Consider the following 25,207-nt stretch of genomic DNA (forward strand, 5'->3'; position numbering starts at 1 on the left):
ATAAATTCTTCGCACTTAGATTTCTCCGATAATTTTTCTTCGGAAACTCTTACCTCCTTTTGAGAGCAAAATCCTTCGTGGCAACATCAACATCCGATGTTGACCAAGGAAGGTTAGATGAAGAAGTTGACGGTACTCATACTTTTGATGTCGCTCATGAGTACGGCCTGTAATAAATCAGATGGAAGCGATGATGCAGGGACATTTTACGATGCAAGCATCTACGGTGAGTACACAGTAGATGACCCGGTCCCAACTGAGGCCCTGAATTTCGAGACCAATGTCACTTTGGTGAATTTCACGGACGCCCAGAGAGATAAAATGAACAAGGCCATCGAGATCGTTAAATTAGTCGTGGCCACAGATGAATTCAAAAATCGCATCTTAAACTACACTTATGATGGCAAAAAACAGTTTGTAGATAATGGTGGCTACACTAATGGTCAGATCTATCAATTGATCCTGAACGCTGCAGAGACTCTTCAACCCTCCAAAAACAATGTCATGGACGCAGAAGTACAGCTCTATTATGAGGCAACCAATGTTGTGGGCTACACCTATCCCAACACAAAACGGATTTGGGTGAATACCAAATACTTCAATAGCTATACGCCGGCGGGGGTGGCCCACAATCTATTTCATGAATGGCTTCACAAGATTGGTTTCACACACGCCGTGAACTATTCGAGCAGTCGTGATTCATCTGTACCTTATGCAATCGGCAGGATCGTGGGTGATATCGGAAGGAATTTTTTATGAGATTTTTATTCATCATGATTTTGAGTTTTTCACTAAATGCCCTGGCAGATATGGAACACATCTCGGGACAAGGAAGCATGCCACCGAGTAAAGAACTCAGTGCTTCTCGCTCTTGTTTTCAGGAGATTGCAGAGGAAGGCTGCGGTCACCCTATCGAAGATCAAGAGTATTTCCACACTTGCTTATCAGACAAAATCTCTGAGTTAAGCAGTAACTGTCAGAACTTTTTCGGACGCCTTTATGGAAAGAAGAAATAACAACACCGGAGCTAAGAAGTTTTTTAGTTGTTCTTATGGTGACAACCTGTAAACATTCACACCCTAGGAGAATAAATGCCAAAAATTTTAATTGTAGAAGACGATCCTCAAATCACAAAAATCCTTAAACTCAATCTAAAACTAAGTGGCTTCGAAACTGATAATGCAATGACCTTCCAGGATGCCTGGCAGAAGATCAACGCCGATCATTTCGACCTTTTGTTATTAGACATAGGCCTTCCGGATGGAAACGGTCTCGATCTTTGTCAGAAGGTTCGCGAAAGCGGAAATGATGTTCCTATCGTTTTCCTTAGTGCCCTGACTGATGAAGCGACCGTTGTTAAAGGAATCAAAAACGGAGCGGACGATTATCTTCGTAAACCATTTGGTCTTGAAGAGCTAAAAGTTCGTGTGAATAAATTCGTGAAGAAGATCGCCCCTCACCTTCAAGTGGTGAAGTTCGGTGATCTCACAATTGATCCTGTAAAACGAGTGGTTACAGTGATGGGAGAGATGATTACTTTAGGAAGAAAAGAGCTGGATATTCTGACTCTTCTGGCCCGTAAGTCAGGAGACATCGTGACTCGCGAGAATATTCTTTCAACTCTTTATGAAAACGCGGATCTTTATGACCGTACAGTGGACTCACATATGAGTCACTTACGTCGTAAAATTCGTGAAGTGGCAGGGCAGACCTTACAGATCAGCTCTGTTTATGGATTAGGATATCGACTGGAATGGAAGGCATAAAGAAAACCGGATTCTATTTAAAGCTGTTCTTTTGGAGCGTCATGGGCGCTCTGATGATCAGTTTAATTTCACTCTACACCCTCGTGAGAATTTCTGACGTGGCGGTGGGTGATTATCGTTTGGGATATCTTCTTTATATCGGGCGTTCTATCGAAAAATCGAATAACTATCGTCCAGTTTCTAAAATCAATGTAAATAAAGTGAAGGATCCCCCGCTTCCTCAGGGGGACACACTTAATCTCTTAAAGCTAACGGAGTTTGGCCCGGACTTGGGTGAATCAGCAACCATGACCGAGAAAAGAACCCGTCCTCTTCTGTGGCTTGCGTCCCAGGAAGGAATTATTCTTTCAAGTAATACCGATGCTCCTCTGCCGATTGATTGGCGAGATCTAAAACTTCCCAAAAAAATTCACGGGATGGAATCTAATGAGTCCAATATTCTGGAACCGAAGACCTTTGTCGTAAAACTAAACACGACTCCGACTACTTATTTGATTTCCCACAACGAAAGAACCTTGTTTCAAGGTCCTTATCTTTTGATCCAAGGGACACATACATTCACAACAGCAGCGTTGGCGGTCTTTCTCGCGCTTTCAATCAGCTTTTATTATCTTCGTCGTAAATCGAATGAAGCGAGAAAGGTTTTGGCACGTCTTGAATCAGGTGATTTAAAGGCCCGTTTTGAAATTAATCGCTATGATGAATTCGGTAACCTCATTCTTGACTTCAATCGAATGGCCGATGAAATCGAAAAACTCGTGAAGCGCGTTCAGGACACTGAAGTCTCCCGCTCAAATCTTCTGCAGGAGCTTGGACATGATCTTCGTACTCCGATGACAAGTCTTACCACTGCCTTTGAAACCCTGAAACTCCATGGTGATCAGCTTTCTTCGGATGACTGCCAGGAGATCTTTGCCATGATCACGACGGATATTCGTTACTTCAAAGAACTGCTGGATAAACTTACTCTGGTGGCAACCATTGATGGCCCTCACTACAAGGCCTCAACTGAGACCATTGATTTGAATTCACTTCTTCAAACTGAGCTCTACTCCCGTCAAATCGCCGCGGGCCATGCCCTAAGCTGGAACCTGATCCACACGGATGAGATGACACCTTATATCTTGGGCGACTCTCACTTGATCACACGCTTGTTCCGCAATGCTTTTGACAATGCCTCTCGCTATGCCTCGAATAACATTACAGTAAAGATCAATGTACAGAAAGAAAGAGTTGAAGTTCTTGTGATGGATGATGGTCCAGGTCTAACTCCAGAATCTATTCAATCATTCGGTAAACGTCGTGAACGTCGTCAGCGTAAAGAGAAAGATCCAAATGATTTTTCACTTGGACTTGGCTCAGTCATCATGAAGACCATTACGCAAGTTCATGGAGGAACGATTGAAATGATGAATGTTATCTCGCAGGAACAAATCAAAGGCGCTTGTCTTAAAGTTACTTTTCAGAAGATGCAGGCATAAATTTCCAACACAGAGATTCCACAGTCAATCAACATTCATTTCATAAAGTCATGACAAGGCAAAAACAAGGAGCTTGTTATGATGAGGAACTACCAATATACATATAACGTACTAAGAGTCATTTCCTACATCATACGTCCAATGTTTATCAAAGGATGGATGAGATTCTATCGGTTCCTCCACCCTCCATAGGTTGGTTTTATTTTCCAAAAGATTTTTGTAATTTCAGTGATGCTTCATTCTGCGCTTCTTGCGCTTCTTTCAAAACTCCGGTCATTCCAAAAAATTCGTGAGTCACTCCTTCGTAATTTCGATAAGTCACTTCCACCCCTTGCCTCTCCATCTTTTCTGCAAGTTCTCTTCCTTCGACCTGTAAAGGATCAATCTCTGCAGTAATGATGGTCGCCGGTGAAAGGCCCCTGAAACTTGCTTTTAATAAATCAATACGTGGATCTTCTTTATCCTGAGGTGAGCGCAGATATTTTGAGAAGTACCAATTCATCTTCGCCTTATTAAGTGGTTTTGCATCGCCGTTAATTTTGTAAGATGATGTATTCATCTTGGTTGAGGCAACGGGATAAATGAGGAGTTCATGGATCGGAATTTGAAGACTTTGATCCCGCGCCATGATCGCCACATTGAGCGCAAGATTTCCTCCTGTACTCTCACCCGCGACCGCGATTTTTTTCGGATCCCCATCAAAGGTCATAGCATTTTTTAAGACCCACTGATAGGCGGCGAATGCATCATCATGAGCGGCAGGAAAGCGGTCCTCAGGGGCCCGACGATATTCGACTGCAATAAAAATTGCGTTGGTTTTTGCCGCAAGTGATCTGGGAGTGGCGTCATAAGTATCAATATCTGATAAGACCCATCCTCCACCATGATAATAAACCACTACGGGAAAGGGCCCCTTACCTTTCGGACGATAAAGCCGCGCTTTCAGCTTTCCATCTGCTCCCTGAATCTTTATATCTTTTACTTCAGCAAGATTATCTTTTGGTTTTGGTGCGATGGCCTTGACTGCTTCAGGTGCACTTGGTTGTTCTCTCGCTTCTTCTACTGACAAATGCTCAACAGGCCTCGCACCTTTCTCATCGAGCTTATCCAGAACTTTCTTCATCTGAGGATTGGGAGTCAGGGCCGCAAAGACAGTGCTTGAGAAAAGAGAAACAATCAGGATGCTCTTCACCATGTGTGCCTCCAAAAGAAATGACAATTCATTGAAACCTTTTGAGGCAAGTCATGTCATTTGGAGTGCATTAGACACATTGTTTCTGGTATGTGTTCGTGCATCACAGTTATGATATTGAGATGCAAGCGCGAGAATATCTCAACAAACTCAGAAGCTTTCCAATTTACAAATATCTTCTCACGCTGATGATTGTTTCATTCACAGCGCTAGTTCAACACTTACTCTGGCCACTATTAGAACCCGCCCCTTTTGTATTATTCTTTCCGGCTGTTTTATTTTGCTGCTTCTATGGGAACGGGACCTTTTCAATAATTTTATCGGCCATATTTTCACAATTCTTTTTTGTTCCACCTTACGATGCCATTCGACTCGTCTGGCCCAATGATCATTTCAGATTATTGTGTTTTTGTCTTGCGGCCATGCTGATTGAAAAGGTGGCAAAGAAACAGATTAAGGCCAAAAAAGAAGTTGAATATGTTCTGGAGCAACTCCTTGAAGAAAAATCGGCCAGGGAAAATTTTGTTTCGGCACTCTCTCATGATCTCCAAACTCCTCTGACCGCCATCCGCCTTTCGACTCAATTACTCGAGAGAAAGCCCGAAGACCTCGCTAAAAACCGCGAGAGAATCATTCATAATGTCACTCGAATCGAAAAGATGGTGCAAGATATTCTCGACGCGAATAAACTTCGTGCCGGAGTTCCCCTACCACTAGAGGTCACAGAATTTAATCTGATTGATTGTATTCAGAATGTTGCCAGTGAAATGAACCTCATTCATCACAATCGTATTGTATTATCTGCTCCCCAAAAAATCATGGGCTTCTGGAGTTTGGACGCCGTGAGGAGGATTGCCGAAAACCTCTGCACCAATGCCATTAAATATGGTGAGGAGAATAAGCCTGTATCAATCGTAGTGAAAGAATTGGACGCAAAAGTCGAAATCGAAGTCCACAATGAAGGACAACCAATTCCATCCAATGAGCAGGATTATTTATTCAATCTTTATAAGCGTGCCCTCTCCGCCAAAAAAAGTGGCAAGAAAGGATGGGGTCTTGGTCTAACTTTGGTAAAAGGTTTCGCCACATCCATGGGTGGAGATGTGAGAGTAAAAAGTCTCCAAGGCTTTGGGACGAGCTTTATCGTGACACTTCCAAAAGATGTGAGATCCAAAATTCAAGCTGACTAAGAAAGAAGTCCTTCCGGAATTGAGTCTTCACTTAAACAAACCGAAAGCAATGAAGCTGTGCTGTACTTGAAGCCCTTATAAACAATCTGAGGCCTGTCACCAGCAATGGAAGTTCCCATGATGAAAATCAGAGGCATAAGCCCCGCCGAAGTTGGGTTGGCAAAATCAGAGTGAGGAGCGGCCTTTCTGTAGTCCAGAATATTTTCAATGTCCGCAGACATTAGTTTTTCTTCAAGCCATTGATTAAATTCCTTGCTCTTCGGATGAATATCTTCTCCGCGAGCGTGCCAGACAAGCTTACCGGTATTAAGAGCGGCGGCCCCACTTCCTAAAACCAGAATCCCCTGCTCTCTCAGTGACGATAAAGCATGCCCCAATTTCAAAAGCATTCTTGGATCATCAATCATCGGAATCGAAATTTGAACAACTGGAATATCTGCTTCCGGCCTGATCAATCGTAGCGGCATCCAAACACCATGATCAAAACCATAGTGCTCATTATAGGTCGTCTCAAAGTTCTGCTTTTCTAAAAGTTCTGCCACAATCGCTTCCAGCTCAAATGAAACTGGCGGCTCGTAAGTCATCTCGTACAGTTCCTGCTGAAAACCTTGGAAGTTATACTGAATCGAAGACTGGGCCATGGTCGTGATCTGCACTGGTCCCGGTGTTGTCCATTGTGAAGAAACGCAAACTATTCCCTTCAGAGAACTTCCCAAATAGCGTCCAAAATTCACCAACGAAGTGTTGTAAGGATCATCCTGCAGCGCTAAAGGGGGCAATTCGTAACTCACAAATAAACTGGGAATAGCTTTCATAACCCTCATTATACCATTATTTTATTTAGTTAACTAATATTAATGAGAGGAAGTTTGACAGAAGTTCTTCCGATTAACTATTGTGTTGCCTCAACACATTTTAATTAAGGACTGAAGATGAAAATCCTCTTTCTCGGTTTACTCCTCACCACAGGTCTATTTGCCGGTGTAATCTACAAAGCTGATTTTCCAATGGGTCCGGACGTTTCTATCACTCCAGGTTCTCTTTGCTCAAATCCAGATGCTTACCGTTACCCTGAACACATCCCTTATTGTAACCGCAACGTTAGCGGTGATCTAAAAGACGATGTATTCCGCGAATACCGCGATCTTGGCTACCGTCTTGATCCAAAACAACGTAAGCAATATAAGATCGATCACTTGATCCCTCTTTGCGCTGGCGGAAGCAATCGTTCAGATAATCTATGGCCTCAACACGAGTCGATCTACGCTCTAACAGATCCTCTTGAACCACTAGCATGTGACAAACTTAAAGCCGGTGTAATTAAGCAAGCTGAGCTTGTTGAGCTTATTCGCCAAGCAAAGTTTGATACAAGACTTGTTCCTAAAGTCATGCAGTATCTAAGAAGTTTATAATCTCTAGGCCCCTCCTTTGTGAGGGGCTTTTTTTTGCCCCACTATTTTTACTTTCGCCAGCGGAAGTGGATTTCTCTTAAAACTCACTCAGTTAACTTCATTCTACTTTCGCCAGCGGAAGTAATTTCTCTTAAAACTCACTCAGTTAACTTCAGTCTACTTTCGCCAGCGGAAGTAATTTCTCTTAAAACTCACTCAGTTAACTTCAGTCTACTTTCGCCAGCGGAAGTGGATTTCTATTAAAACTCACTCGCTTCACTTCATTCCCCTTTCTCCAGCGGAAGTAATTTTGAATCATCAAAATTATCAACTTGACAATTCCGTACATTTTCCGTATTTTGTTTTTATAAAAGTTTCGCTGAACTTGCAAATGAAATTTTTGAATACTAACAAAAATGAAAATTGATGAATTGCTCTCAACGAAATTAAAAGCTTAACTTGATTTTACTTCCGCCAGCGAAAGTAAAAAGCGGAGCCGAATGACTCCGCCATTAAAATCTCAGTGTTGAGCAAACTGTTGGCGTTCAGTTGAACCTTCGTAAGCAAGTGTAGAAGATTGACCGTTACAAATCACTGTACTCACCATATCGAAGTAACCTGTCCCTACTTCGCGTTGGTGTTTAGTGGCTGTGTAACCGAATTTTTCACTCGCGAACTCGCGTTCCTGAAGTTTTGAATAGGCGGTCATGCCACGCTCTTTGTAATCCATAGCAAGTTCATACATGCCATGGTTTAAAGAATGGAAACCGGCCAGAGTTACGAATTGAAACTTGTAGCCCATTGAACCCAACTCTTTTTGGAAGCGAGCGATTTGATCCTCACTCAAATTTTTCTTCCAATTAAATGAAGGAGAACAGTTATAGGCCAGAGCTTTGCCTGGATACTTTTTACGAATCGCCTCAGCGAAATGGCGGGCCTGATCGATATCGGGAGTGGATGTCTCACACCACACGAGATCGGCAAACGGCGCGTACGCAAGACCACGAGCAATCGCGGCCTCAAGGCCCGATTTGATTTTATAAAAGCCTTCTGAAGTACGTTCGCCGGTCATGAACTGACGATCGCGCTCATCAACGTCAGAAGTTAAAAGCTGAGCGCCCTGAGCATCAGTTCGAGCGATAAGAAAAGTTGGAACTCCCATCACGTCCGCAGCTAAACGAGCGGCAGTGAGGGTGCGAATAAATTGTGAAGAAGGAATTAAAACCTTTCCACCTAAGTGACCGCATTTTTTCTCTGAAGCGAGTTGATCCTCGAAGTGAACACCGGCGGCACCGGCCTCGATCATGCTTTTCATGAGTTCGTAGGAATTGAGTGGTCCACCGAAGCCTGCTTCGGCATCTGCGATGATTGGGGCCATCCAGTGGCGGGAGACCTTTCCTTCAGAAAACTCAATCTGATCGGCGCGCATGAGAGCTCGGTTGATTTTTTGAACCACGGCCGGAACAGAGTTTGAAGGATACAAACTTTGATCTGGATACATGTTACCGGATAAATTTGCGTCGGCGGCGACTTGCCAGCCGCTCAGATAAATCGCCTCAAGACCTGCGCGGACTTGTTGCACGGCCTGATTACCAGTCAAAGCTCCGAGAGCGTGAATGTAATCTTCCTTTTGCATGAGTTCCCACAAACGCTCGGCACCCATTTGAGCGAGAGTGTGTTGAACTTGAATTGAGCCCCGAAGTTTTAGGACATCTTCCGGGGAGTAAGTGCGGGTCACTCCTTTCCAGCGTGGATCAGAGGCCCAGTTGGATTTCATTTCACTCGCGGCTTTCATCATTGCATCCATGCACAATTCCTTTTTTAATATTCAACTGGTTCACTAGTCGTTGTTAAGAAATCGCTAAGTTCATCCTGTGTAAAAATCCGTAAGGCCATATCTCTCGCCTCTTCTAATTCAACAAAAAGCTCGCGGTGGCGATTCTCCGGAGTTTCATGCTTCATCTCTTCGAGAATTTTCTGAAACTCATCCGCAAAAATGGAAGCGACCAAACTCTTAGTCACCTGCACTCCGTCATCCAGAGTGATCTGGTGATGAAGCCATTGCCATACCTGCGCTCGAGAAATCTCCAAGGTCGCGAGATCCTCCATCAAATTATCAAAGGCAACACACCCAATGTCCTTCATCCAACCGTGCATGTAAGCAATCCCCACACGCACATTGGTTCGAAGTCCGCCAATAGTATGCGGTCCTTCGCTTCGAGGAAGGATGTCTGAGTATTTATCAAAATCCGGCAAGGTCTCTTTCAGCTGATTCTCATTTTTAAAGGCATTCATAGCAACGCCAATAAAGTATGGGTGAGAGACCCAACAACCATCATGGCCCCAATCGGCCTCGCGCTTTTTATCAGCACTCACTTTTTGAGTTTGTTCAAGGCGAAGTTCCGGACTTTTCCCGGGAGTAAAGGCCGACATCCCGCCCATGGCAAAGGCCCCTCGTGAGTGACAAATCTTAATCACCCGCTTGGCATAATTTTCCATCCACGAGCGTTCCATATTAATGGAACTTCGATCGGCCATGATTCGCTCTGGATGATTGCGAAGAACTTTGATGTCACTAAAAATTTTGTCCCAACGGCCAACGTTTAATCCAACCGCGTGATCACGAAGCTCATACAAGATCTCTTCGACTTGAAAAGTCGCCGGCAAGGTCTCAATCAAGAAGGTCGCTCGCAAAGTTCCGATTGGAAACTTAGTAGCACGTTCCAACTCCACAAAAAGATTGTTCCACCAACGGGCCTCAAGATAATGCTCGCATTTAGGAACATAGTACTTAGGAGTTTTATTCTGAAGACGATACTGTCGGGCAGTATGAAAGAAACAAACAGCCAAATCCAAAAGACCCGCAGAAATTTCTTCACCATTAATCTTGATATTGGTCTCATTCAGATGAAGTCCACGGCAACGAACCATTACATAGGCCATGTCATTGGGATTTAATTGATACTTTTTATCTTCGGTGAAATACGTGAGCTTCCCAGGAACCGCGAGAATCACATTCTTATAACCATCGAGCACGTTCTGAAAACTCGGCTTCATCGAGTCTTCAAAATCGAGCATCGCCATATCCGCGCGCTCCCCCTTTTCATTCCGGGAGAGCATATTGATCACCATCTTAGGAACATTCACGGGTCCTGTGATTTCAACTCGACGACAAAGTAATTCGCGAGGTATGGGTGCGACCTTCCAGCTGCCTTTTACCGCCTCTGAATTGCGATCCAGAAACTCTGGCACCTCACCACGATCATAGTGCTCCTGGCGCACCTTACGGGCCTCTAGAAGCCTTAGCCTCTCGGGGTTTAATCGTTCATGTAAATTTTTGAGGAGTTTTATTAATTCCGGGGGAAAGAGTTCTTGATAGTCGCTTTCCCAGAATTTTTTTGGGAACGAGAAGCCCTCGCCGATGTTGATCGTACTCATAGAAAACCTCCGTGTTCATTAACGGACGAGTCTACTTTTCAGTCAAGCTGCGAGGGCCTTGTTGCACGTGCTGAATTAAACTGAATAACGAGTGTTAAGATCTCTTACGATGGTCTCAACTAACTGCCTGATGTAAATCGGGAATGCCGCTTTACCTTGAGGCAGAAACTTATTTATGTGCTCCTTACCTACAACCGAAGCTGACATGACAGCAACGTGCATAATGTAAGTAAAGATAACACTGCTTGCCCAGATCATCTCTGAGTCAGGAACATTGGTACCAAGTTCTTTTTTAAGATAATACGACAAATGCTCCCAACCGATCGGAGAAGTATCTAACTCGTGGCAGGGAGTACCTGCCCCGAGAAAGAGTTTGAAGTGATTCAAAAATTTGATCTCGTCTTCTGTCATTGTTTCATAAATCGACAATGCAAATTCCGAGGCAGATTGATCTTTGTTCTCAGCAAGCTTTTGAACCTTGTCTTTAAATTCTGCAATAACACAACCTGTGACTTCTTCCAGGATACCTTGCTTACTTTTGAAGTGATAATTTAACGAAGCAATATTCACTCCCGCTCTTTGAGCAATTTCTCGAGTTGAAGTGGCGTCATACCCCTTCAACCCGAATAGATAAGTGCTGGCCTCGATAATTCTACTTCTTGTGTCTTGTTCTGACATAACTACTCTACCTTCTGTACGTTAGTATCTGCTCCTGTCAGTTTGGAAAAAATTCTGTTCACAAAAAGACGGAAACGTTCAATGTAAGTATAGGCGGCAGGTACGATGATTAGAGTCAGAAGAGTCGAACTGATTAGACCACCAATCAAGGCAATACCCATACTTGTTCTTTGAGCTGAAGCTTCGTTCAGACCAACTGCAATTGGCACGAAACCAGCAATCAACGCAAATGAAGTCATAAGAATCGGACGAAGACGGTTTTTACCGGCAAGTAAGATCGCATCACGAAGAGACATACCGTGGTTCTCCATCTGCTGGTTGGTATAGTCCACCAGGATAATGGAGTTCTTAGTCGCAACACCAAGAAGCATGATACATCCGATCATCGAGAAGAGATCCAGAGAAGCACCAGTTAGAGCAAGAGCAAAGAAAGCACCACACATCGCAAGTGGAAGTACGAGCATGATCGTAAACGGAGTCACAAATGATTCATATAGAGACGCTAGAACCAGATAGATGAAAAGAATACCCAGACCAGAAGCGATCGCCATACTCTCAATCATTTCTCCAAAGTTTTCAGCTTGTCCTACGAACTTGTAGCTCATGCCTTCAGGAAGCTTGATGTCTTCTTTGAAAATACGGGCCACTTCTGTCATCGCACCACCCATACCTGGACCATTTGGAGCAATATCCGCCGAGATCTGGTAATAACGGGCACGGTCCTGACGAGTAATGTTTGCTGGACCAGTTGTCTCAACACCTTCAACCACGGTCTTAAGCGGGATCATACGGCCGTTGATGTTTGGAATAGAGATGTTGTTAAACTCTTTCTGAAGATTACGTTGGTCTTCACGAAGACGAACACGGATGTCGTACTCCTCACCTTTCAGACGATATACTGCTGGAGTTTGACCTTCCATCAGCGTACGAAGCTCCATACCAAGAACGTTTGTCGAGATACCAAGTCTTTCAGCTTGTAGACGCTCAGGAATTACCTGGAACTCTGGCTTACCTGGACGGTAAGAAAGATCCACACCAAGAAGTGCCGGATGATTTTTCATCTTCTCGAACACCTGAGTAGAAATTTCTGCCAGTTGTTTTTCGTCGTTACCCTGAATGTTTACGTTGAATGGACGCTGACCGGCACCAACCTGGTCAAAGTCACTTACTTGAACGTTAGCATAAGAGAACGGTTGAAGCTCTTTACGAACGATGTCTTTGAATTGAATGGTGTTAACTTTTCTTTCTTTAGCACCAACGAGACGAACGTAGAAGTTAGCTTTGTTCGCTTCACCATCTTTCGTACCAACAGTCAGAAGGCTTACCGCAACTTCTTTGTGGCCACGAATAACAGTATCAACTTCTTTCGCAACACGCTCCATCTCACGAAGGCTGGTTCCAGGAGGTAGATCCAGGTTCACGGAGAATTCACCGTTATCTTGAGCGGCAAGGAAGGTCTTAGGAACGAATTTAAGAGTATAAATACTGAATGCGAAAATCAGGATACCACCAAGAATCATCTTAATTGGGTTATTAAGAGTTACTTTTAGAATCCAAACATATAAGTCTTCCAGTTTACCTTGGAAACGGTCGAACCATGCGAGCATTTTACCAACTGTTCTGTCGTAAAAGCCTGTGCCTTGACCTGGTTTCACGTGTCCACCTTTACCAGCAAAGTATGCTGACATCATTGGAGCAATTGTGATCGCATCGAACATCGAAATGATGAGGGCGAAACACACTGTCATACCGAACTGCTTAAGGAACTGACCTACTACACCTGAAATGAAGGCAATCGGACCGAACACGGCGATAACTGTAAACGTCGTTGCAATAACCGCGAGCATCACCTCTTGAGTACCATGAAGTGCCGCTGTACGAGCGTCTTTACCCATTTCCATGTGACGGAAAATGTTTTCTCGAACCACGATCGCATCATCGATAAGTAGACCTACCGCTAATGAAAGGGCAAGAAGTGACATTACGTTAATGGTATAACCAGCAACCGCTAGAAGCACGAAGGCACCTAGAAGTGAGTTAGGAAGAGCAAGAGATGTAATAACTGTTGAACGGAACGAAGCAAGGAAGAAGAAAACCACAATGATCGTTAGAATAATACCGATGGTAATTGACTCTTGTACGTCGAAAAGGTTGTCCTTAATTGCTTTTGAACCGTCACGAACAACTGTAAGTTCGGCCTTGTTAGATCCTTTAGCAAGATTGGCATTCAATAGACCAACTTGTTTAACCACGTTATCGGCCACGGCCACTGTGTTAGCACCAGTCTGACGATAAACAGAAACAAGAAGTGAACGCTTACCGTTTACATAACCAATGTTCTTCTCGTCTTCAAGACCTTCACGAACTGTTGCAACGTCACTTAGAACGATAGGAACATCGTTACCAAGGAATTGAACGATTGTGTTCTTCATCTCATCAATCGTCTGGAACTCACCTAGTGTTCTGAATACTGTTTCTTGTTTAGCAGAAACGTCGATCTTACCAGATGGAATGTTTGAACCCGCCTTACCTAGAGCGTCTGCAACCTGAATCGCAGAAACCTGACGGAACTTCATCTTATTTAAATCAAGGTCCACACGGATTTCACGCTCACGACCACCCATAATTTCTACGAGACCAACGTTGTTGACCTGTTCGATTTTTGGCTTCACTGTGAGGTTGGCCAAGTCGTAAAGCTCGGCCTCTGTCATATCGGCCGTCAAAGCGATCGTTACAATCGGCTGATCGGAAGGGTCCACACGACGAATCACCGGCTCTTCGATATCATCAGGAAGATCAGCTTTCGCTGAGCTCACCTTATCTCGAACCTGTTGTTCGGCGTATTTAATATCAGTAGAGAACGTAAATTCTGCTACCACAATCGATACACCCTCTTGGTTAATAGAACGGATGGTTTTTACACCAGAAATAGTTGAGAACTCTTCCTCGAAAATTTTCGAGATAAGCATCTCTGTTTCACGAGGACCAGCACCAGGGTACTGAGTCGTTACTGTTACTACCGGGAACGTTACGTCCGGGAACAAGTCCACCGGAAGTGTTCTCATTGAGAGATATCCGGTGATCATCGTTACAAGGACCACGCAGGTAATGAAAATGGGACGGTTAATAGAGAGCTTGGCAAATGACCAACCACCCTTATCAACGTAGGTATCTTTCAGGTCATTATTACTCATATTCTTCTCCAGAGAAGAGTTTCAGTTCGTTGTAAACGAGAATGAGATCACGCTCGTAACGAAGTCTAATTAGCTCAGTGTTGGCAAGATCTTGTTCAAACTGCACCACTTGGAAGGTCGTTGTACGACCTTGTTGGTAGCGGCGTTGTTCAGTTTTATATTTTTTGTCCTGTACTTCCACAAACTTGATGGCAAGTTTCAGACGCTTTTTGAAATCTTCAAAACGCTGACTAAGGATTTCGTAGTTACGGTCAACTTCATACAGGCGACGTTGATAAGTCAGTTCTGCTGCCTTTGATTCCTGAGCGTAGGCCTTTCTGTATTCACTCTGAGCACCAAAATCTAGCGGAGCTGAGAAACGAACACCTACGATTGAATAAGGACGAGTTGCTCCGAAGGCCTGATCTGTCGCCTCTGAGTAAAACTTGTCACGACCGTTGATTGAGTATTGCCCGTAAAGCTCTAAAGTTGGACGGTTTCTTTCAACACCTAAAGCTGAGTTCGCTTGAGCGGCCTTTGTATTTGCAAGAGCGGCACGAACGTCTTCTCTCATCTTCATCTTTGTTGGAAGAGTTGCATCTAAAATGTATGAGCTACTTTTTCCTTTAGTACCTTCAAGATTCACTTCTCCTTCCGACTGGCGAAGAGAGTTGAATTCTTTTTGAGCGGCATTGATATCAGAAAGAGTGTCCTGATATTCAATCTCACGGTTTTGAAGGTTTGCTTCTGATTGAATCAAATCTGATTCATCAATCAGGTTGCTTGAGAAACGGCCTTTGTTCCAGTCACGGAGCTTACGCGCACGTGCCAAAGATTCTTCCTGAACTCTCAAAGTCGTTTGAGCAAAGTACAAACGCCAGTAAGCGTTCTCGGCCTGCATGCTCAATTGTTTATAAGTAAACTGATCATTCAGACGCTGGGCCTCAACTTGCGCAAGTTGAACAGCTTCATTTGCTTCGAACTCTTTACCTAAAAAGTTTCTCCACAAACTCTGAGTCACCTCGAGCGTTGGTGCCACATCGAAGAACTTCGGAGTTCTTACAAGCCCACCCTCAGTTCCATTGATTTTGGTCTGATAGTAGTTGTACGAAATGGCGGCCTTCGTACCGGTTCTAAAATTCTGAGAGAGACCACCACGCAGTGTGTGTCTCATGGTCTGCTGACCTTGAAACGCAGGGGCCAGAGTTGGTCTCTGGTCATCTGAGTACTCGCCCGTCAAAAAGAATGACGGCTTGAAGAATAAAGTCGCCTCATCCTTACGACTTTCTTTGGCCTTCACAGAGATATTTAATCCCTTGAAGTTGCCGTTTCTCTCGCGTACTTCGGTTAGGTATTCCTCCAAAGTGAGCGCTTGAGCTACGGGGATGCTAGACAATAGCAGTAGTGCAGGTAATCCAAGTCTTTGAAATCTCATATAAATCCTCATGGTCAATCGCATGATTAAATCGATTGATTAAATCTAAATCAAACGCTCGTTTAACGCAACATCGTTTTCCAAAATGTGACAAATGCTAGGAATTTCTAGGGGTTCAATCTTAAGAAAATTTTATCTGCGATTTGAACTGGCAACTTTTGTCCGCGTTTGTTCATCTCCGAAGGCTTCCCGTTCATAGGAGATATTCCGGTAGGCCTCAAAGTGGGACAACCCCAATCGCCTTCCCTTCCAGTACTGCCAAAGGTAGCGAGCATAGAACTTCCAGAAGCCGTCACGCCTAATCTGTTCAATGTGAACATGCTCATGCCGTTTTAAATCATCATCGGGGTGTTTATCACAATAGAGGATAAAAGGGTAAAGGACGATGGCATTAATACGAAGTGGTTTTAAGAACCGACAGTTGTAGATATTCATAGTTTTAAAAAAAGGGGACCCGAAGGCCCCCTGGTCTCTCGACCTACTCTTCTTCCTTGATGAAAATCACAATGGATTTCGACGCCTTCCCTGGCACCTTAACGGCTGTATCGGTGTTCGGAATTCCAGCTGACTCGAGAGAAACTTTGATGTTTTCATCGGTCGAAATTTTATTAACTGCGGCAGATCGTTCCGCCATATTAAACATTTCAATATTTTCATTCTCGGTGAGCTTCTTTAAATATGTTCCAAGCTCCATGTTTCGCTTCACAACGAGTGTCGTGTCGTCCTCGATGTCTTTACTATTATGCACAGAGGGATATTCTAAATCTCCCCATGTCACGGCCTTGACCTTGCTCACTCCATCGTGATTGAACTTTTCATAGAGGCGCTCCAACTCTTTCTTCGCCTGTGGAGTTAAGTCACCACTTCCTTTCTTAAAAGCAATCTCTGTCGACTCTTGTTTTGTTATGGCCGACTGCTCGGATGGCGGCGTCATCGTATCATCGGCCGGTTGATCCGAGACCTTCTTTCCGCTTCCACAGGAGACCATCATGATCACGATAAAAAAAAACCAAAACAAACGCATGCTGATCCTTAAATAATGTCCAAATGAACTTCATTAGGACGAAAAAAAGGAAACTGTAATAAGAAATCATTTCGTGAAACTCGAAGAGGTCCTTGAAAGTTAAATCCTCTTTTTTTAATCCAACGTTTTAGCTCTTCACCTTTTCGTTGAAAGATCTCCGGAGTGACTCCTCCTCTAAATCGAAGCACACCTACGGTGCATGGGGCCCATTCTTCTATCTTAATGAAACGAGAAATCGGTTTCGGAACATTCAGAATATCCATCTCTGGCGGAAGTATCATTCCCACGTCCCATTGATCTACTTTATTCAAATGAAAGCAAGGTCCAGCGTGAAGAATCTTTTCTACCTTAAAGTTTGTTCCTTCAAGATACTCCGTAATATGTCTCATCCCATTTTTTATGGCCTCTTCAAAACTCCCTTCCAGAGAGACCCTGGCGCAAAGGAGTTTTTGATAGAGCCTTACCTCAAAAGGTCCCTGGGACATCATGAGAGTAAATCTCGCTTCCTCTTGGGCCTTCCAATTTAAGAGAGACAATAAAACTGAATTCATACGTCCTCACTCTTTTTCAAAGTAATAAACGCAAAACAAATTCTTAGAGTCCTTCCAGCATTTTCTAAGTACCAGTCCCGCATGAGCACAAAGCTCAGCGAATTCATCCTCAGAATATTTATATGAGTTTTCAGTGTGAATGGTTTCACCTTCATTGAAGCGGAAAACCGTGCGATTGATTCGTACCAGTTGAGGGACCTTACTCTTAAGATGCATCTCGACTCGGCCCATATCTTCGTTATAGAAGGCCTCGTGTTCAAAATTATTCAGATCAAAGGACGCACCTACTTCACGGTTGAGACGTCTTAAAAGATTCATATTAAATTCGGCAGTGACACCTTCCGAATCATCATAGGCCCGTTTCAAAGTTGCACTGTCTTTTTTTAGATCGGCCCCAATTAAAAAGCCACCACCAGTTGAGAGCATCTCACCGTACTGAGTGAGAAAATCAATTGCCTCTTCAGGGGAAAGATTTCCAATGGTTGATCCCGGGAAGAAAATGACCTTCTTACCGTTTTTCATGCCCACCGTAATGGGAAGTTGTAACATTTGGGTGAAATCTGCACAGACAGGAGTAATATTGAGATCAGGAAACTCTTCAATCAATTCACTGGTCATGCGAAGAAGAATTTCTCTTTCTATTTCGATGGGAACAAATCCAGATGGGTCTTGAAGTTCTTTTAAAAGATAGCGGACTTTTTCTCCTGCCCCGCTTCCCGGTTCAATGATGAGGGCACCAGGTCCGATCATCTCTGCCATTTCACCCGCATAGGTCTGTAAAATTTCTTTCTCAGCACGAGTCGGATAATAATCGCGAAGATCGCAGATCTTCTCAAAGATCTCTGATCCTGCCTTATCATAAAGAAATTTCGGGGGAATGCTCTTCTGATGCTTAGACAGTCCAACCAGAACTTCAGAAAGAAGCGTACTACTTTGAGGGGCAAGGTCCATGTAAGAGGAATCAAATTCTGTCTTCATGCTAAATCCTTTGCAAGTCGTATTCCTGAATACTGCCAACGCATATGAGGGTAATAGAAGTTTCGATAAGTCACCCGATAGTGAGACCTCGGTGTGATCGAACTACCTCCACGAAGAACGAACTGATTACACATAAACTTTTCATTATATTCGGCAAGACCGTGCTGAAATTTCTCATAACGAGGATAAGGAAGATATGCACTCTGAGTCCATTCCCAGACCGAACCATGAATCTGAGAATACAATTCATGATCATCACGTGATGGCTCGGGCTCAAAGTATCCATCTTCTAGAAACGTACATTCACTCGGTTCTGATCTGGCGGCGACTTCCCATTCAAATTCTGTCGGAAGCCTGCATCCTTTCCAGTGAGCAAAGGCCATGGCCTCATAGAAACTCACGTGCACAACTGGCGCGGCAAGATCCAAAGGCATCATTCCACCTAAAGTAAATGACCACCAGTTTTGCCCATCTCTTTCCCAATATAAAGGTGCTGACCACTTCTCTCTTTCTTTAACGTCCCAACCGTCGGACAACCACAGGAGAGGATTATCGTAACCACCGTCTTCAATAAAACTCAAAAACTCATCGTTTGTGACCAAATGAGAGGAAAGCATACAACTTTCAATCCACTGATTATGGAGGTCCTTCTCATTATCAAAAGCGAACTCATGGGTGTTTCGATCCACTCCGATTTTCGCAAGCCCTGAGGCCAGATTATGCCATTTCACATCAAAGGACTCATATGGCCCATGTGAATGATCTGGATGATACCTGGGCCTGATCGGATTCTCATAAAAGTTTCGTTTAATATCCATCAGGAGAAGTTCCTGATGTTGCTGCTCATGCTGAATTCCGAGTTCCAGACACTCTTTAATCTCTTTAAACTTCTCATCTGAAAGTCTCATCACTTCCATCATCACTTCTTTCGTGATGGCCCGGCGATATTCCTGAACTTCATGAACGGTAGGTCTCGATAAGACCCCACGCTTGACCTTAGGCAGGTAATAGCCAAGAGATTTATAATAAGAATTAAACAGGAAATGAAATTCGTTTCGAAATGGCTCATACTGAGGATCAATTTTCTTCAACACGAAGTTTTCAAAAAACCAGGTGGTATGAGCAAGATGCCATTTAGGTGGACTTGTATCATCAGTAACAGAGATCACAAAATCCTCATGGGTCAGCGGAAGACATAAGTCTTCGGTCGCCTTTCTCACGGCCTCAAAACGACGAACCATTGCCTCACGTTCTGAAAACCTTTCCTGACTTCTCAAAAGATCCATGGTCGCTCCGTGAATCTAACCGGGAGAGGAAACTCTCCCGGTTTGGTCTAATAAGCTTATACTCTTCTTTCCGAGTCTGAACGACGGTTTAGGTCACGATCAACGCGGGCCTGAGTTTTGATAATGCCGCTTGTGCCATCGTCAACATCTCGATGCTTAATCCAGTTGTATGCGCTGAGAAGTAACACTGCCGCAATTGCAATGTGTACAATATGATCGACTGTTCCTAACTCAAGTACATTAGGAATGACTCGCATTAGATTCTCATCCGCCTCCATGTGACCTACTCCTGGATAACCAGGTTCACCGATTAAGAAACCGGCCAAACCTAAAATTCCGTAGACCACACCAAAGCCGAAGGCAAAACTATAGGCCTTCTTCGGATCATCAGAGTAACCACACCACAAGGCAAGTGCCCCTGAAGCGAGGTGAATGATGTTATGAGCGAGGCTTAGATGCATGGCCATGAGACCTGGGAACACAATACCTAACAATCCGGCCGCTACGAAAGCAATACCAACACCGATACAAACTTTTTGAGTTAAGCTTCTAGGTGCCACCAGATGATGTGACCCCGGATGCATTGTTGTTGCCATAACTCCTCCTTGTTTACGGGAGAACTAGTGCTGTAAGTTCTCCACGAATTTGTCCATCTTGGTCAAAAACTCGCTTGAAACTTTTTGTATAGAGTCTTTCCACTCGATAAGCTCATCCTGCAGCTGAGGATAATCTTGTAAATCGCGAGGGGAAAATTTTCTTAACTTCATATAATGAATACCAAGCTCGGTAAGAGTAGCGTCGTCTACCGCTTCCATGATCTTTGGTAAAATTTCCGATTCTTCCTCGATGATGTGTTTCTTAATGAGTTCGGCCAATACTTTCAATTCGGCCTCATGCTCGTCTCTTAAGACCCGGGCCCGGGCCATTTTCGCTTTAATGGAACGAATTTTTTGATCAATAATTCCATGTTCAATTTCGGCCTCAAGAATATTGAAATGGAGTTCTTCATTACTAACTAATGGGGCGTAGATCGCCTTTTTCTCAGTCTGAGAATGAATATGGACCGCTTCCAAAAAACCTTTGGCGAGAGACATTTTTTGGCGCTTATCCGCCTTCTCATCAATCATGACTTCAACGCATTCTTTAATGTATCGGTGATCAATCAGGATCAAATCAATCACGTTTATATCCTGAATTCCCACACTCTCATTTTTCATAGTCAACTACTCCTTATCTCGCATTGAGGCATCTATTTAAATTGCATGTAGCTTGCCAATGTCGCAGTTAACGAAGTTATGGAAAGTTGGGAGTGAAGCAGTGATTCACCTATTACCTGAGGGAGGTTTGCCCCAATACAAGACTCATTAGCTTACGCTGTTTTTTGTTTTGATAACTAGTGAGATAATACTGCTTTCAGGAGGTCTCTATGCGTCCTCAAAGAATTGTAGTGGCACTTCCCCTCGAAGAAGAATTACTGGCGCCGATGCATGAATGGGGCAGAAAGTTTGATTTCTCCCACGTCGAAAGCGTTCACTTTTTACACATCGTAAAAAAGAACATTACACCCCTCGAATTTGGCCTGATTGAAACACCAGATGAGGAGACTTATCACGACATGATGCCGGCGTTAGAAAAGTTCTTACGAGAAGAGTCCCGAAAAATCCTTCCTGCGGATTTTCGCGGAGAAACGTCATTTCAGCTGACCAAAGATTTTCATCCGGAGGAAGAAGTTATCGACATTTTGAAAAACCGGAATGCGTCCCTGGTGGTGGTGGCCACGAGAGGAAAACATGGATTTGAAGGGCTATTCCACAGTTCCTTCACCGATTACATGGTGAAATTCGCACCCTGTGATGTGTTTGTGGTCAGACCTGAAGCAAAAGCAGAGACAAGGCCGCTTAAGAAATCTGCTTAACTCCGGCATCAATCCGACGGCTCATGCTTTCGAGCATGAGCTTGATCCATTTGGGTTGCCCTTCTACGATAGACAAAATTTTCGTAGAAGGAATGATCACCAATTCAGTTTTTTCTATCGCCTCTACTCTCAAGATTCTGGGGGTGCCATTAATGACTGAAGTGTCACCAATCAAGTCGCCCGTCCCATGCTGAAAGAGTTCTTTATAAGAACCATCACTGATTTTCTTTGAGGCCTTCATCACGCCACTCACGATGAAGTAAATGCTATTGGCCTCATCACCTTCATCAAAAAGTATTTCTCCCGGATTTAGAATCAACTTATCCGATTTAACCGGAGCTCCTATACCTAGGAGCTTATTCACCTTTTGCAGGAGGGCCGATGCTTCATATGGCTTCTCGACAACTTCATATTTTTCCCATTTGAGACCTTTCTGCTTCATCTCTTCAACGTAGGCTGTGGTGAAAAGCATGGGAGTATCGTCACCGCGCTCTCGAATCTGTTGATAGAACCTAAGCCCATCCAATCTCGGCATCTGATAGTCCAGGATGATGAGGTCAAATTCTTCATTTCGACACTTCTGAAGTCCCTCGACTCCATCTTGAGCAGCAATCACTCGAAACTGATCTTTCGGAAATAGTTTTAGAATCACAGATTGAAGTTCTTTCTCTTCCTCGATAAACAGAATCTTTTTCATGCACCCTCTTTCGGCACCTTATTTAAAAATCCCTAATTTTTTCATGAGTGATTTAATCGGCCGAACCCCTCAATTTCTGGTTTAAGTCGACTAAAAACATCCTGTTTAATCTCATTCAGAAAGACATGCAAATAGCCGATAGGACTAAGAGGACGATCTATCTATGCGGATTGGATTTTTTATTGTGATGTTCCTCGCCTTTGGTTGTGTGAAAGACGAAGGTAACATCACAAAACCAAATTTCGGCTCAGGAGAAACTTCCGGCAGTAGTGGCGGTAGTACGACTGGCAATGCAAGTACGGGAACTGAAGATCCCCTGGCCACCTATGCCTGGCATTTAGAAAATCGCGGACAGTCTTCATTCAGTGGTAGCGGTGGTAAGGCCGGCGAAGATATCAAAGTTAAAACAGTTCACAGCTCTCTCAATATCAAAGGTAAGAATGTTCGCATCGCAGTTTCAGATACCGGTGTGGATATTGATCACGCAGATTTAAGCGGGAACACCTTAAGTACTGAACACCGAAACTATGTCTTCACTCAGCCTTCTCGTTGGGCGGGAGCTTCTCCTTATCCATCAGATGGCGAGGCCCATGGTACTGCCACATCAGGCCTTATTGCGGCAATTGGATGGAATGGAATTGGTTCCCGCGGTATTGCTCCTTCAGCAAAATTTGCGGGCTTCAGATATATATTTGAATACTCTTCGAGTGAAACTGACGCTTCCATGCTCGCACGAGAACTGGACCAGATGTCCGGTAGTTTTGATGTTTTTAATTACAGCTATGGTTACAGCGGAACAGACTTTATCAATGTTGATCCAAAAATCTTCACTCAGCTTGAATATGGGGCGACGACTCAGAGATCCGGCAAGGGATCAATCTACGTTCAATCCGCAGGTAACAGTTATACCGATTACTATGATCTTTGTTCAGGTCCGGCGATTAGCTGTGAAATGAAGGTCTCAGGTAATTCCAACTCAAGTGAAGATCAAGCAAGCCCTCATAAGATTTTAGTGGGAGCAGTGAATGCACTTGGACTTAGTTCAAGCTACTCTACTCCAGGAAGTGGTCTTTGGGTAAGTGCCCCAGGTGGCGAATTTGGTATTGATGAACCGGCCATGATCACAACCGACATCGCTGGTTGTAGTTCTGGAGACAGTTATCGTAACTACAACTATAGTTATTTTAACTTTGGTTCTCATGCCCTGAATCCTTATTGTGATTATACCAGTCTCTTCAACGGAACTTCTTCTGCAGCTCCAGTGGTTTCAGGAGTCGTGGCACTGATGTTAGAGGCGAACCCTAATCTTAATTGGCGCGAAATTAAACATATCCTCGCTCTGACTTCTGATCCCATAGATTATGATCCTCTCAACAATTCAATTGCTCATCCGTGGGGATTTAATCTATTAAATTACGTGTACGATTATAAATGGACTCGCAACGCTGCCGGTTTCTATTTCTCTAACTGGTATGGTTTTGGTCGTGTGAATGCTCTTCGTGCAGTTCAAACTGCTCAGGCCTTTGCCACTAACTCTCTCGGAACTTACGAAAAGACCCTCAATACTGTTCCTAATCCGGATCAATGGTATTACGACTCAGGCGCAATCAATCTTGCCATTCCTGATGAAGACGCTAATGGTGTCGAAGACAGAATCTGGGTGGGACATAACTTTCTTATTGAAGCGATTCAAATTCAAATTACGACTAACCACACTTGGCCCGGTGACTTGGCCGTGCATCTGGTGTCTCCGAGTGGAACTGAAAGTAGACTACTTAATACGAACAGTAACATCTATTCGCTTGGCCTTAATGCCAACACTCTCCTTCTCTCAAACGCCTTTTACGGCGAACGTTCTCTGGGTTACTGGAGAATTAAAATCGTGGATGGTAGTAGCGCGATCACGACTAAGGACGATGGAACAATTACCGGAACTGGTAGTCTCTTAAATTGGAAAATTCTGGTTCATGGTCACCAAAGTAGCTCGGACCTTTTAAAGCCTTATCCTGTGACGATGCTTTCAATGCCGAGTGGTTCAACATCGGCCACGACCTCACCAGTCTTCTCATTTGCTGACACGATTTCAAAATCAAATCTTAATCGCTACGAAGTGGCGGTAGGAACGACTCCAGGGGGGTCAGATACCAAGGCCTGGTACTCAATTGGAACCGCCAATACGACTCTTCAAGTAACAGGTCTTACTCTTGAGGACGCCAAGACATATTACCTCAGCGTTCGCGCGGTAAGTAATCAGGGTTATTCGTCTACGGTGCAAGTGAAGAGCTGGGTGCCGGACTACTGATGAAAAAATATTTCTTCCTCACCTTAAGTCTCGCAGTGATCTATCTCGCCCTTAAAGAACAAGGGCCGGTGGTAGAAACCGAATTTCCGGCGCCAGTAAGAAAGATCGCCAGTCAGGCAACGCCACCGACTCCTAAAAAAGAAACAGTCCTTCTTCCGGCCAAGCAAAATACTTCATACAAACAAGTCGAAAGAAAAGTTCGTGAGCGAGTCTCTCCTCGAACTGCAGAAGATTTTCAACAAGACCCCAGCTATAAACTGACTCGCGGTCATGTGTTTATTTCAAATGTCGGGGCCATACCAAAAGAAAACTACAAGAGCACGATGGGAGAGATTCTTTATCAAGACAGCGTCTTTGTTTTTGTGCGTTCAAATGGTGATAAGGCCCTTCTACCAGTTGCTTACTCTCCTTCAACTGGAAAGCTTCACCCTATTTCATCTATTCTTCATGTTGATAACGCCACTGAGTCCGTCCGTTCAGAAGTAAAAGGCCTGGGCTTTCAGGAATACTACTACTCCCCTGGAGCGAAGTTATTAAGCGTCCAAAGTACCCAAACCGAGGTTTTAGAGGTCTATTCAGACTTAAAGGATCGTGGATTTGAGGTCCAACTCGAGGTGGTTCGCCCTCATCAGCAAGGTATTTAAGCTTTTCTGCCAATAAACGCGGCGCACATCCTCGACAAATTCCCGTTTTTTCCACAAAATAGAAGC

Annotated in this window: 24 protein-coding genes and 1 pseudogene; 11 read left to right on the plus strand and 14 right to left on the minus strand. The window is 44.0% G+C overall.

Translation table 11 applies throughout. The features are described 5' to 3' along the window. Positions 1 to 117 precede the first annotated feature (117 nt). The 4 genes from SOO65_RS15760 to SOO65_RS15775 all read left to right on the plus strand — a co-directional run bounded on the left by SOO65_RS15760 (position 118) and on the right by SOO65_RS15775 (position 3,247). Entirely contained in the window at positions 118 to 759 is a 642-nt protein-coding gene (locus SOO65_RS15760; protein WP_321392392.1) for a hypothetical protein, read from the plus strand. Then, positions 756 to 1,016 carry a hypothetical protein gene (locus SOO65_RS15765; RefSeq protein WP_321392395.1) on the plus strand — a complete coding sequence of 87 codons (261 nt, stop codon included), beginning with the start codon at positions 756 to 758 and terminating at the stop codon, positions 1,014 to 1,016. Before SOO65_RS15760 ends, SOO65_RS15765 begins: the two co-directional genes overlap by 4 nt. A gap of 75 nt (positions 1,017 to 1,091) precedes the next feature. Then, complete coding sequence (locus tag SOO65_RS15770) at positions 1,092 to 1,766, plus strand: response regulator transcription factor (RefSeq protein ID WP_321392398.1); 675 nt, start codon at positions 1,092 to 1,094, stop codon at positions 1,764 to 1,766. Positions 1,767 to 1,819: 53 nt separating this feature from the next. Further along, positions 1,820 to 3,247: a sensor histidine kinase gene (locus SOO65_RS15775; protein WP_321392401.1), complete on the plus strand. Its 1,428-nt coding sequence runs from the start codon at positions 1,820 to 1,822 to the stop codon at positions 3,245 to 3,247. A 199-nt stretch (positions 3,248 to 3,446) separates the two neighbouring features. Here the strand turns inward: SOO65_RS15775 and SOO65_RS15780 are convergent, their stop codons facing one another. Beyond that, complete coding sequence (locus SOO65_RS15780; protein ID WP_321392403.1) at positions 3,447 to 4,442, minus strand: alpha/beta hydrolase; 996 nt, start codon at positions 4,440 to 4,442, stop codon at positions 3,447 to 3,449. A 185-nt stretch (positions 4,443 to 4,627) separates the two neighbouring features. Between SOO65_RS15780 and SOO65_RS20830 the strand changes: the two are divergent. Both SOO65_RS20830 and SOO65_RS15785 read left to right on the plus strand, forming a co-directional pair. Next, positions 4,628 to 4,837, plus strand: a pseudogene (locus SOO65_RS20830) (hypothetical protein); the annotation flags it as partial. Positions 4,838 to 4,861: 24 nt separating this feature from the next. Then, positions 4,862 to 5,629: a sensor histidine kinase gene (locus tag SOO65_RS15785; RefSeq protein ID WP_407677018.1), complete on the plus strand. Its 768-nt coding sequence runs from the start codon at positions 4,862 to 4,864 to the stop codon at positions 5,627 to 5,629. Here the strand turns inward: SOO65_RS15785 and SOO65_RS15790 are convergent. Beyond that, the gene (locus SOO65_RS15790; RefSeq protein ID WP_321392408.1) at positions 5,626 to 6,444 is read right to left on the minus strand and encodes a DODA-type extradiol aromatic ring-opening family dioxygenase; all 819 of its coding nucleotides are present in this window, start codon (positions 6,442 to 6,444) and stop codon (positions 5,626 to 5,628) included. The two genes, SOO65_RS15785 and SOO65_RS15790, sit on opposite strands and share 4 nt — an antisense overlap. Before the next feature lie 117 nt (positions 6,445 to 6,561). On the opposite strand from SOO65_RS15790, the gene SOO65_RS15795 reads away from it, so the two are divergent. Then, complete coding sequence (locus tag SOO65_RS15795; RefSeq protein ID WP_321392411.1) at positions 6,562 to 7,041, plus strand: hypothetical protein; 480 nt, start codon at positions 6,562 to 6,564, stop codon at positions 7,039 to 7,041. Positions 7,042 to 7,074: 33 nt separating this feature from the next. Further along, entirely contained in the window at positions 7,075 to 7,284 is a 210-nt protein-coding gene (locus SOO65_RS15800) for a hypothetical protein (RefSeq protein WP_321392414.1), read from the plus strand. A gap of 256 nt (positions 7,285 to 7,540) precedes the next feature. Here the strand turns inward: SOO65_RS15800 and aceA are convergent, their stop codons facing one another. From aceA to SOO65_RS15855, 11 genes are all read right to left on the minus strand, one after another. Beyond that, positions 7,541 to 8,818, minus strand: coding sequence for an isocitrate lyase (gene aceA / locus SOO65_RS15805; protein WP_407677019.1), 1,278 nt, complete (start codon positions 8,816 to 8,818; stop codon positions 7,541 to 7,543). A gap of 23 nt (positions 8,819 to 8,841) precedes the next feature. Next, on the minus strand, positions 8,842 to 10,458 hold the full coding sequence (locus SOO65_RS15810) for a malate synthase (protein WP_321392421.1): 1,617 nt from the start codon (positions 10,456 to 10,458) through the stop codon (positions 8,842 to 8,844). A 75-nt stretch (positions 10,459 to 10,533) separates the two neighbouring features. Continuing rightward, positions 10,534 to 11,136: a TetR/AcrR family transcriptional regulator gene (locus SOO65_RS15815; protein ID WP_321392423.1), complete on the minus strand. Its 603-nt coding sequence runs from the start codon at positions 11,134 to 11,136 to the stop codon at positions 10,534 to 10,536. A 2-nt stretch (positions 11,137 to 11,138) separates the two neighbouring features. Further along, positions 11,139 to 14,330 carry an efflux RND transporter permease subunit gene (locus tag SOO65_RS15820; protein WP_321392426.1) on the minus strand — a complete coding sequence of 1,064 codons (3,192 nt, stop codon included), beginning with the start codon at positions 14,328 to 14,330 and terminating at the stop codon, positions 11,139 to 11,141. After that, positions 14,323 to 15,744, minus strand: coding sequence for a TolC family protein (locus SOO65_RS15825; RefSeq protein ID WP_321392429.1), 1,422 nt, complete (start codon positions 15,742 to 15,744; stop codon positions 14,323 to 14,325). Before SOO65_RS15825 ends, SOO65_RS15820 begins: the two co-directional genes overlap by 8 nt. 478 nt (positions 15,745 to 16,222) lie before the next feature. Then, complete coding sequence (locus SOO65_RS15830) at positions 16,223 to 16,768, minus strand: hypothetical protein (RefSeq protein ID WP_321392432.1); 546 nt, start codon at positions 16,766 to 16,768, stop codon at positions 16,223 to 16,225. Between the two features lie 8 nt (positions 16,769 to 16,776). Then, positions 16,777 to 17,319, minus strand: coding sequence for an SOUL family heme-binding protein (locus tag SOO65_RS15835; protein WP_321392435.1), 543 nt, complete (start codon positions 17,317 to 17,319; stop codon positions 16,777 to 16,779). 6 nt (positions 17,320 to 17,325) lie between these two features. Then, complete coding sequence (gene egtD, locus SOO65_RS15840; RefSeq protein ID WP_321392438.1) at positions 17,326 to 18,297, minus strand: L-histidine N(alpha)-methyltransferase; 972 nt, start codon at positions 18,295 to 18,297, stop codon at positions 17,326 to 17,328. After that, positions 18,294 to 19,583, minus strand: a complete 1,290-nt coding sequence (egtB, locus tag SOO65_RS15845; RefSeq protein ID WP_321392441.1) for an ergothioneine biosynthesis protein EgtB — start codon at positions 19,581 to 19,583, stop codon at positions 18,294 to 18,296. The genes egtD and egtB overlap by 4 nt, the downstream gene beginning before the upstream one ends. A gap of 56 nt (positions 19,584 to 19,639) precedes the next feature. Continuing rightward, a complete protein-coding gene (locus SOO65_RS15850) occupies positions 19,640 to 20,179 on the minus strand; it encodes a DUF4383 domain-containing protein (RefSeq protein ID WP_321392444.1) in 540 nt (179 codons plus the stop codon). A gap of 24 nt (positions 20,180 to 20,203) precedes the next feature. Beyond that, the gene (locus SOO65_RS15855; RefSeq protein WP_321392446.1) at positions 20,204 to 20,800 is read right to left on the minus strand and encodes a hemerythrin domain-containing protein; all 597 of its coding nucleotides are present in this window, start codon (positions 20,798 to 20,800) and stop codon (positions 20,204 to 20,206) included. A 209-nt stretch (positions 20,801 to 21,009) separates the two neighbouring features. Between SOO65_RS15855 and SOO65_RS15860 the strand changes: the two genes are divergently transcribed. Continuing rightward, on the plus strand, positions 21,010 to 21,498 hold the full coding sequence (locus SOO65_RS15860; protein ID WP_321392455.1) for a universal stress protein: 489 nt from the start codon (positions 21,010 to 21,012) through the stop codon (positions 21,496 to 21,498). Here the strand turns inward: SOO65_RS15860 and SOO65_RS15865 are convergent. Next, positions 21,482 to 22,195 (minus strand): response regulator, encoded by a 714-nt coding sequence (locus SOO65_RS15865; protein WP_321392458.1) that lies wholly within the window; start codon positions 22,193 to 22,195, stop codon positions 21,482 to 21,484. The two genes, SOO65_RS15860 and SOO65_RS15865, sit on opposite strands and share 17 nt — an antisense overlap. Positions 22,196 to 22,358: 163 nt before the next feature. Between SOO65_RS15865 and SOO65_RS15870 the strand changes: the two genes are divergently transcribed. Together SOO65_RS15870 and SOO65_RS15875 are read left to right on the plus strand one after the other, a co-directional pair. Further along, positions 22,359 to 24,497, plus strand: a complete 2,139-nt coding sequence (locus tag SOO65_RS15870; RefSeq protein ID WP_321392461.1) for a S8 family serine peptidase — start codon at positions 22,359 to 22,361, stop codon at positions 24,495 to 24,497. Beyond that, positions 24,497 to 25,141, plus strand: a complete 645-nt coding sequence (locus tag SOO65_RS15875) for a hypothetical protein (RefSeq protein WP_321392464.1) — start codon at positions 24,497 to 24,499, stop codon at positions 25,139 to 25,141. The genes SOO65_RS15870 and SOO65_RS15875 overlap by 1 nt, the downstream gene beginning before the upstream one ends. Positions 25,142 to 25,207 lie beyond the last annotated feature (66 nt).

It is taken from the genome of Peredibacter starrii, from assembly GCF_034259205.1.
In the GTDB taxonomy this organism is placed as follows: Bacteria; Bdellovibrionota; Bacteriovoracia; order Bacteriovoracales; family Bacteriovoracaceae; genus Peredibacter; species Peredibacter starrii.

Bases quoted from the DNA above. Each gene is read 5' to 3' on its own strand.
- SOO65_RS15765 (WP_321392395.1), top strand. From the start codon at position 756: ATGAGATTTTTATTCATCATGATTTTGAGTTTTTCACTAAATGCCCTG.
- SOO65_RS15795 (WP_321392411.1), top strand. From the start codon at position 6,562: ATGAAAATCCTCTTTCTCGGTTTACTCCTCACCACAGGTCTATTTGCC.
- SOO65_RS15760 (WP_321392392.1), top strand. From the start codon at position 118: ATGAAGAAGTTGACGGTACTCATACTTTTGATGTCGCTCATGAGTACG.
- SOO65_RS15825 (WP_321392429.1), bottom strand. From the start codon at position 15,744: ATGAGATTTCAAAGACTTGGATTACCTGCACTACTGCTATTGTCTAGC.
- SOO65_RS15830 (WP_321392432.1), bottom strand. From the start codon at position 16,768: ATGCGTTTGTTTTGGTTTTTTTTTATCGTGATCATGATGGTCTCCTGT.
- SOO65_RS15785 (WP_407677018.1), top strand. From the start codon at position 4,862: ATGCTGATTGAAAAGGTGGCAAAGAAACAGATTAAGGCCAAAAAAGAA.
- SOO65_RS15870 (WP_321392461.1), top strand. From the start codon at position 22,359: ATGCGGATTGGATTTTTTATTGTGATGTTCCTCGCCTTTGGTTGTGTG.
- SOO65_RS15810 (WP_321392421.1), bottom strand. From the start codon at position 10,458: ATGAGTACGATCAACATCGGCGAGGGCTTCTCGTTCCCAAAAAAATTC.
- SOO65_RS15820 (WP_321392426.1), bottom strand. From the start codon at position 14,330: ATGAGTAATAATGACCTGAAAGATACCTACGTTGATAAGGGTGGTTGG.
- aceA (WP_407677019.1), bottom strand. From the start codon at position 8,818: ATGATGAAAGCCGCGAGTGAAATGAAATCCAACTGGGCCTCTGATCCA.
- SOO65_RS15835 (WP_321392435.1), bottom strand. From the start codon at position 17,319: ATGAATTCAGTTTTATTGTCTCTCTTAAATTGGAAGGCCCAAGAGGAA.
- SOO65_RS15860 (WP_321392455.1), top strand. From the start codon at position 21,010: ATGCGTCCTCAAAGAATTGTAGTGGCACTTCCCCTCGAAGAAGAATTA.
- SOO65_RS15790 (WP_321392408.1), bottom strand. From the start codon at position 6,444: ATGAAAGCTATTCCCAGTTTATTTGTGAGTTACGAATTGCCCCCTTTA.
- SOO65_RS15780 (WP_321392403.1), bottom strand. From the start codon at position 4,442: ATGGTGAAGAGCATCCTGATTGTTTCTCTTTTCTCAAGCACTGTCTTT.
- SOO65_RS15875 (WP_321392464.1), top strand. From the start codon at position 24,497: ATGAAAAAATATTTCTTCCTCACCTTAAGTCTCGCAGTGATCTATCTC.
- SOO65_RS15855 (WP_321392446.1), bottom strand. From the start codon at position 20,800: ATGAAAAATGAGAGTGTGGGAATTCAGGATATAAACGTGATTGATTTG.
- egtB (WP_321392441.1), bottom strand. From the start codon at position 19,583: ATGGATCTTTTGAGAAGTCAGGAAAGGTTTTCAGAACGTGAGGCAATG.
- SOO65_RS15770 (WP_321392398.1), top strand. From the start codon at position 1,092: ATGCCAAAAATTTTAATTGTAGAAGACGATCCTCAAATCACAAAAATC.
- SOO65_RS15775 (WP_321392401.1), top strand. From the start codon at position 1,820: ATGATCAGTTTAATTTCACTCTACACCCTCGTGAGAATTTCTGACGTG.
- SOO65_RS15850 (WP_321392444.1), bottom strand. From the start codon at position 20,179: ATGGCAACAACAATGCATCCGGGGTCACATCATCTGGTGGCACCTAGA.
- SOO65_RS15815 (WP_321392423.1), bottom strand. From the start codon at position 11,136: ATGTCAGAACAAGACACAAGAAGTAGAATTATCGAGGCCAGCACTTAT.
- SOO65_RS15865 (WP_321392458.1), bottom strand. From the start codon at position 22,195: ATGAAAAAGATTCTGTTTATCGAGGAAGAGAAAGAACTTCAATCTGTG.
- egtD (WP_321392438.1), bottom strand. From the start codon at position 18,297: ATGAAGACAGAATTTGATTCCTCTTACATGGACCTTGCCCCTCAAAGT.